The sequence below is a fragment of the Streptomyces sp. NPDC043867 genome (assembly GCF_056435845.1).
The window spans coordinates 22,533-28,621 of record NZ_JBWKDS010000063.1 but is presented as its reverse complement, the minus strand read 5'-3'; the positions used below and the strand labels follow the sequence as shown (position 1 = coordinate 28,621).

Annotated in this window: 6 protein-coding genes; 3 read left to right on the top strand and 3 right to left on the bottom strand. The window is 72.4% G+C overall.

The genetic code is table 11. The features are described 5' to 3' along the window. Nucleotides 1-402 precede the first annotated feature (402 nt). The 3 genes from AC069T_RS36395 (at nucleotide 403) to AC069T_RS36385 (ending at nucleotide 3,015) form a co-directional block, all read left to right on the top strand. Entirely contained in the window at nucleotides 403-927 is a 525-nt protein-coding gene (locus AC069T_RS36395) for a GtrA domain-containing protein (protein ID WP_478786823.1), read from the top strand. Between the two features lie 412 nt (nucleotides 928-1,339). Then, complete coding sequence (locus AC069T_RS36390; protein ID WP_478786822.1) at nucleotides 1,340-2,095, top strand: thioesterase II family protein; 756 nt, start codon at nucleotides 1,340-1,342, stop codon at nucleotides 2,093-2,095. Further along, a complete protein-coding gene (locus tag AC069T_RS36385) occupies nucleotides 2,092-3,015 on the top strand; it encodes an AfsR/SARP family transcriptional regulator (protein ID WP_478786821.1) in 924 nt (307 codons plus the stop codon). The genes AC069T_RS36390 and AC069T_RS36385 overlap by 4 nt, the downstream gene beginning before the upstream one ends. Before the next feature lie 184 nt (nucleotides 3,016-3,199). Here AC069T_RS36385 and AC069T_RS36380 read toward each other — a convergent pair whose 3' ends face one another. The 3 genes from AC069T_RS36380 to AC069T_RS36370 form a co-directional block, all read right to left on the bottom strand. Further along, a complete protein-coding gene (locus AC069T_RS36380) occupies nucleotides 3,200-3,988 on the bottom strand; it encodes an ABC transporter permease (protein ID WP_478786820.1) in 789 nt (262 codons plus the stop codon). Next, nucleotides 3,985-4,986 carry an ATP-binding cassette domain-containing protein gene (locus AC069T_RS36375; RefSeq protein WP_478786819.1) on the bottom strand — a complete coding sequence of 334 codons (1,002 nt, stop codon included), beginning with the start codon at nucleotides 4,984-4,986 and terminating at the stop codon, nucleotides 3,985-3,987. Before AC069T_RS36375 ends, AC069T_RS36380 begins: the two co-directional genes overlap by 4 nt. Before the next feature lie 219 nt (nucleotides 4,987-5,205). Further along, on the bottom strand, nucleotides 5,206-6,048 hold the full coding sequence (locus tag AC069T_RS36370) for a DUF4097 family beta strand repeat-containing protein (protein ID WP_478786818.1): 843 nt from the start codon (nucleotides 6,046-6,048) through the stop codon (nucleotides 5,206-5,208). Between the last annotated feature and the right edge of the window lie 41 nt (nucleotides 6,049-6,089).

Here is a 6,089-nt window from a genome sequence, read left to right as displayed (position 1 = left end):
GGTGACGGACATGGGGGGCTCCTTCTAGGTCGTACGCCGCCGTGCCCGGCGTCGCTCCGTTTCCGTGGCCCCATCATGGCACACAAGTGGCGCCATGGCGACTCAATCTGCGTCACGCACGGGCCGTGACGAGCACGCCGACCCGAGACGATCCGTAAAACCGCAGGTCATTTCCCTGTCGGGCCGCACCCGAAAAGGTCGAGCCATCAGGGCAACGGGCCGCTATGGCCTGAATGTTCCGGACTCTTCACTCCACAGCGCCACGGACAACCGGGGTGGCACATAAAAGACTCCACACGACACCACTTGTGTGCCATGCTGGTGTCGTCCACAGCGCACTCCCCCGGCTTCGCGGCCTGAGGGGTGCGCGTTTCACGGGGTGAGCCGGCAAAGGGGCGGATCATGGAGACAGCACGGAGCCAGCAGCAGGCGGCACCCGGCGCGTTCGCCGCCTTCGCCCGCTTCGTCCTCTGCGGCGGCGGGGTGGGGCTCGCCTCCAGCTTCGCCGTGGCGGCCCTCTCCTCCTGGATGACCTGGGCGCTGGCCAACGCTTTGATCACCGCGGCCTCCACGCTGCTGGCCACCGAGCTGCACGCCCGCTTCACCTTCGGCGCGGGCCGGCGCGCGACCCGGCGCCAGCACGTGCAGTCGGCCGGGTCCGCGACGGCCGCGTACGCGGTGACGTGCCTGGCGATGTTCGTCCTTCAGCTGCTGGTGGCGGCGCCCGGCGCGGTGCTCGAGCAGGCCGTCTACCTGTCCGCCTCCGCGCTCGCCGGCGTCGCACGGTTCGCGGTGCTGCGCCTGGTCGTCTTCGCGCGGGGCCGCTCCCGGGCCGCGGCCACCGGGCACACCGCCCCTCCCGTGCTCGCGGCCGTGGCCCGGGCCTCGGCGCCGGCCGCCCCCGCGGCGCTCTGCCACGCCGCCTGAGCCTTCCGGGCACCGGAGACGGCAACCGGACTCCCCCTCGGCGCCGGGTGCCCGGGCACCCGGCGCCGAAGAGGCGGGCGGGCGCGTCACGTCCGTAGGCAGGGCGGCCGCCCTGCGCGGGCGCGGACTCCGTGGGCGGCCCAGCCCCGTACGCGGCCCAGCCCCGTGGGCGGCCCAGCCCCGTACGCGGGCCAGCCCCGTGGGCGCGCGGGCCCGTGCGCGGGCGGCCGCCCTGCGTGGGCGGGCCCCGTGCGTGGGCGGGCGCTCGAGAACGCCTGCAGGGCGCTTGGAGGCCCGCTCGAAGGGGCGGCCGGGGCGGCTGCCGGGCGGCTATCGTCCCAACTCCCTACCCCTGCTTCCGGGATCCAGGTCCTTGGGCCGGGCGCCGGAGTGTCTCGCCGATGGAGTCGCCATGCCGCAGGCCGAAGAGCCTCAGCTGCGTCTGTTCGTGTTCCACCACTCCGGCGGCTCGCATCGGATGTACCGCGACTGGCTGTCCTGCTTCCCGGCGGGCTGGGACGTGCAGATCCCCGACGCACCGGGCCGCGGGCCCGGCGACAGGCGTCCCGCGCTGAGCGACACGGGCGCTCTGCTCGAGTACTTCCTGCACGAGCTGGACAGCCGGCTGACGGGCCGCTTCGCGTTCTTCGGGCACAGCATGGGCGGTCTCGTCGCGTACGAACTGACCCGCCTGCTCCTCGACCAGGGGCGCACACCGCCGGTCTGGCTCGGTGTGTCCGCACGCGGCACACTGCACCCCGACGGGGACCCCACCCGCCGGCACCTGCTGTCCGACGAGGACCTGCGCCGGGAACTGGTGGCGATGGGCGGCACGTCGTCCTCGGTCCTGGACCACGAGGAACTGTGGGACCTGTTCCGGCCGACCATCCGCGCGGACCTGCGGATCAGCGAGACCTGGCGCACCCGGCCCCTCGCCGCGCCGCTGCCGGTGCCCCTGTCGGTGTTCGGCGGCCTCCACGACCATGTGGCGCCGCCGGAGCGGCTGGACGGCTGGGCGGCCGCCTCCGAGCACTTCCTGGGCCTGCACCTGTTCGACGGCGGCCACTTCTACTACCAGGACCGGCTCCCGGAGGTCGCCGGGCGGATCCAGGACGACGTGCGCCGCGCCCTGCTGCTGGGCAGGGCACCGTCCCGGGCGACACGGTGAGCGTCCTCGGTCTCGCCGCACCGGCCCCGGCGCGCGGCAGGTCGACCGAGTTCCGGCTGCTCGGCCCGGTGGTCGTGCACAACGGGGCGACCGGGTCCGGGATCGCGCCCTCCGGCGCCAAGCAGCGGGCCCTGCTCGCCACCCTGGTCATCCACGCCGGCGAACGCCTGCCCGTGGACCGCCTGGTGGAGGAGCTGTGGGGCGACCGGCCCCCCGCCAACGCACCGAACGCCCTGCAGGCCCACGTCGCCCGGCTGCGCCGGCTGCTGCCCGCCCCGGGCCACGCCTGGATCAGCACCCTGCCCACCGGATACCTGCTGACCCTGGGCCACGCCTCGACCGACGTGGAGCGCTTCACCCGCCTGTCCCGCCAGGGCAGGGCCGCGGTCCCCGACGACCCCCGGTACGCGATTGAACTCCTGGGCCAGGCCCTGTCGCTGTGGCAGGGCCTGGCCCTGCAGGACAGCCGCCACGGCCCCATCTGCACGGCCGAGGCGGACCGCCTCGAGGAGCAGCGCCTGTCGGCGCTCGAGTCCCTGTACGAGGCGAGCCTGAACTGCGGCAGATACGCCGAGATCACCTGTGACCTGGAACGGCTGACCGCCGACCACCCGCTGCGCGAGCGCTTCTACGACCTGCTGATGACCGCCCTGTACCGCAGTGGCCGGCAGGCGGAGGCGCTCGGCGTCTACGAACGCGCGCGCCGCCATCTGGTCACCCTGCTCGGCGTCGAGCCGGGCCCGGCCCTGCGGTGCCGCATGGAGGCGATCCTCCACCACTCCCCCACGCCGGCGCCGGGTCGTCCCCGCCCGGTGGACCCGGCTGCGGAGATGGCGCACCTGCAGACCCGTATCGATCAACTGGTGCGGGACCAGCGGGCCTTGCTCCGCAGGGTCCAGGAAGCGGGCCAGGTCCGCTAGGTCGTGTCCGCAAAGTCTCGTCGTCCGCCCGGAGGGCGGGTTCCGCGGCGTCTGGTGCGTGCTCTCGGCGTGCCGGGCAAAGACCCTCGTACTGGACGTACTTGGGGCTTCGCCCGGTGCGGCGAGAGTGCGTGCCAGGCGTCGCGGAACAGGCGGGACTTTGCGGACACGGCCTAGGGCAGGGTTACTTGGGGTCGCTGTTGAACTTCGAGGCGGACCAGAGGTAGCCGAGTGCCGCGAGGCCGGCGCACCAGGCGACGGCGAGCCACCCGTTGTGGCCGATGCCGGTGCCGAGGAGGAGTCCGCGCAGGGTCTCGATGGCGGGTGTGAAGGGCTGGTACTCGGCGACCGGCTGGAACCAGCCGGGCATGGAGTGCAGGGGGACGAAGGTGCTGGAGATGAGCGGGAGGAAGATCAGCGGCAGCGCGTTGTTGCTGGCGGTCTCCGCGCTCGGGCTGACCAGGCCCATCCCGACGGCGATCCAGGTGAGTGCCAGGGAGAACAGCGTGATCAGGCCGAAGGCCGCGAGCCATTCCAGGACGGTGGCGTCGGTGGACCGGAAGCCGATGGCCACGGCGACGGCGCCGACGAGGACCACGCTCATGACCGACTGCAGGACGCTGCTGACGACGTGTCCGACGAGCACGGAGCCGCGGTGGACGGCCATGGTGCGGAAGCGGGCGATGATGCCCTCGGTCATGTCGTTGGAGACGGACACCGCGGTGCCGACCGTGGTGGAGCCGACGGTCATCAGCAGCAGGCCCGGCACGAGGTAGGCGATGTAGTCGGAGCGGTCGGCGCCTTGGCCGATGCCCGCGCTCATCGCGTTGCCGAAGACGTAGACGAAGAGCAGCAGCAGCATGACGGGCGTCAGCAGCAGGTTCAGGGTGAGGGAGGGGTAGCGGCGGGCGTGGAGCAGGTTGCGGCGCAGCATCGTGTTCGAGTCGCGGACGGCGAGGGACAGGGCACTCATCGGCCGGCCTCCTTGGGCTGGTGGGGCACGGTGCTGTCGGTCAGGGCGAAGAACACGTCGTCGAGGTCGGGGGTGTGCACGGTCAGCTCGTCGGCCTCGATGCCGGCGGTGTCCAGGCGGTCGAGGACGGAGCGCAGTTCGCGCTGGGTGCCGTCGCTGGGGATCTGCAGGGACAGTGCCTCGTCGTCGCGGGCGGCCTCGTGCAGCACGGAGGCGGCCTGCTGGTAGGCGGCAGGGTCGGTGAAGCGCAGCCGCACGTGTCCGCCCGGGATGAGGCGCTTGAGCTCCTTCGCGGTGCCTTCGGCGGCGATCCTGCCGTCGTGGAGGACGGCGATGCGGTCGGCGAGTTCGTCGGCCTCCTCCAGGTACTGGGTGGTGAGGAAGACGGTGACGCCGCCGGTGACGAGCTCGCGGATGATCTGCCACATGGTGTGGCGGGAGCGGGGGTCGAGGCCGGTGGTCGGTTCGTCGAGGAAGATGATCCGGGGGTTGCCGACGAGCGTCATGGCGATGTCGAGGCGGCGCTTCATGCCGCCGGAGTAGGTGGAGGCTGGTTTCTTCGCGGCCTCGGTGAGGTCGAAGCGTTCCAGCAGGTCGGCGGTGACGCGGCGGCCCTCCTGCTTGGGCAGGTGGTGCAGGTCCGCCATGAGGAGCATGTTCTCCTCGCCGGTGATCAGGCCGTCGACGGCGGAGAACTGTCCGGTGACGCCGATCGCGGCGCGTACCCCGGCCGGTGACGTGGCGATGTCGTGGCCCGCGACCTGGGCCTGGCCGGCGTCGGCGGTGATGAGGGTGGAGAGGATCTTGACGGCGGTGGTCTTGCCGGCGCCGTTCGGGCCGAGCAGGGCGAACACGGACCCGGCCGGGATGTGCAGGTCGATGCCGTCCAGGACGGTCTTGTCGCCGTACGACTTGCGCAGGGCGGTGGTGGAGACGGCGGCCGGCGGCTGCGCGTGACCGTCACCCTGCTTGGACATGGGCATGACAGAAGAAGGCATGGGGCCCTCCGTTCGAAGGGTGAAGTGGGCTTTGGGTGGGGCCGGTCGAGGAGGGGCGCTCAGGCCTTGGCGCGGCCGATGCAGCTGGTGCTCAGGTCTTGGCGCGGCCGATGCAGCTGGTGCTCAGGTCTTGGCGCGGCCGATGCAGCTGGTGCTCAGGTCTTGGCGCGGCAGATTGAGCTGGCGCCCAGGCCCCGGCGCTGCGGACTGAGCCGGCGCTCAGGCCTTGGCGCGGCGGATGTCGATGTTGCCGTGCCGGGTGCGGGCGCGGACCTTGACGGTGTCCTCGGTCGCCTCGCCGCTCTCGGACACGGTGAGCGTGTTGCGCACCTGTCCGGAGCCGGAGCTGACGTCGAGCCAGGCGGCGGTGCCCTCGCGGACGCCGACGTCGATGGCGCCGTAGGAGGTCTCCAGCTGGATCGTGCCGCGGGCGACGTCGGAGACGCGCAGGGTGCCGTGAGCGGTGGTGGCGGTGACCGAGTCCTCGGCGCGGGCGATGTCGATGTCGCCGTTGGCGCCGCTGACCCGCAGTTCGCCGGTCGCGGCGCCGACAGTGGTGGTGCCGTGCGAGTTCTTCAGGACGGCGGGGCCGTCGAGGAGGCCGACGCGCAGGCTGCCGGAGCTGGTGGTGATGTCGGCGGCGCCCTCGACCCGGTCGACGGTGATCGATCCGTGCGATGCCTTCAGATGCAGCGGGCCGGTGGTGTCGAGACGGACGTCACCGGAGGAGGTCTTCACGCGGACCTCGCCGAGCCGGCCCTCGCCCAGCACCTGGACCCAGGCGCCGGTCATGTCCAGGCGCGAGCCCGCGGGCAGTTCGACCGTGACGTCGACGGTGCCGGTGCGGCCGAACAGGTTGGACTTGGGTGTCCTGAGGGTCAGTGCGCCGCCGCTGCAGGCGACCTCGGTCTGGCCGGCGGCCCGCACGTCCAGGTCCTTCTTCGGGTCGCGGGGGCGCACCTCGACGACCGTGTCGGTGCGCTCGCCCGCGGTGAACTGGATGGAGCCGGCGTCCACGTGCGCCGTCACGGAGATCGCTGCGGGAGTGTCGAAAGAAGGCATGGCTGCCCCGTCCTCTTGGGTTCTCAGGGCGTCCCCGCTGG

Bases quoted from the DNA above. Each gene is read 5' to 3' on its own strand.
- AC069T_RS36375 (WP_478786819.1), bottom strand. From the start codon at position 4,986: ATGCCTTCTTCTGTCATGCCCATGTCCAAGCAGGGTGACGGTCACGCG.
- AC069T_RS36390 (WP_478786822.1), top strand. From the start codon at position 1,340: ATGCCGCAGGCCGAAGAGCCTCAGCTGCGTCTGTTCGTGTTCCACCAC.
- AC069T_RS36370 (WP_478786818.1), bottom strand. From the start codon at position 6,048: ATGCCTTCTTTCGACACTCCCGCAGCGATCTCCGTGACGGCGCACGTG.
- AC069T_RS36380 (WP_478786820.1), bottom strand. From the start codon at position 3,988: ATGAGTGCCCTGTCCCTCGCCGTCCGCGACTCGAACACGATGCTGCGC.
- AC069T_RS36395 (WP_478786823.1), top strand. From the start codon at position 403: ATGGAGACAGCACGGAGCCAGCAGCAGGCGGCACCCGGCGCGTTCGCC.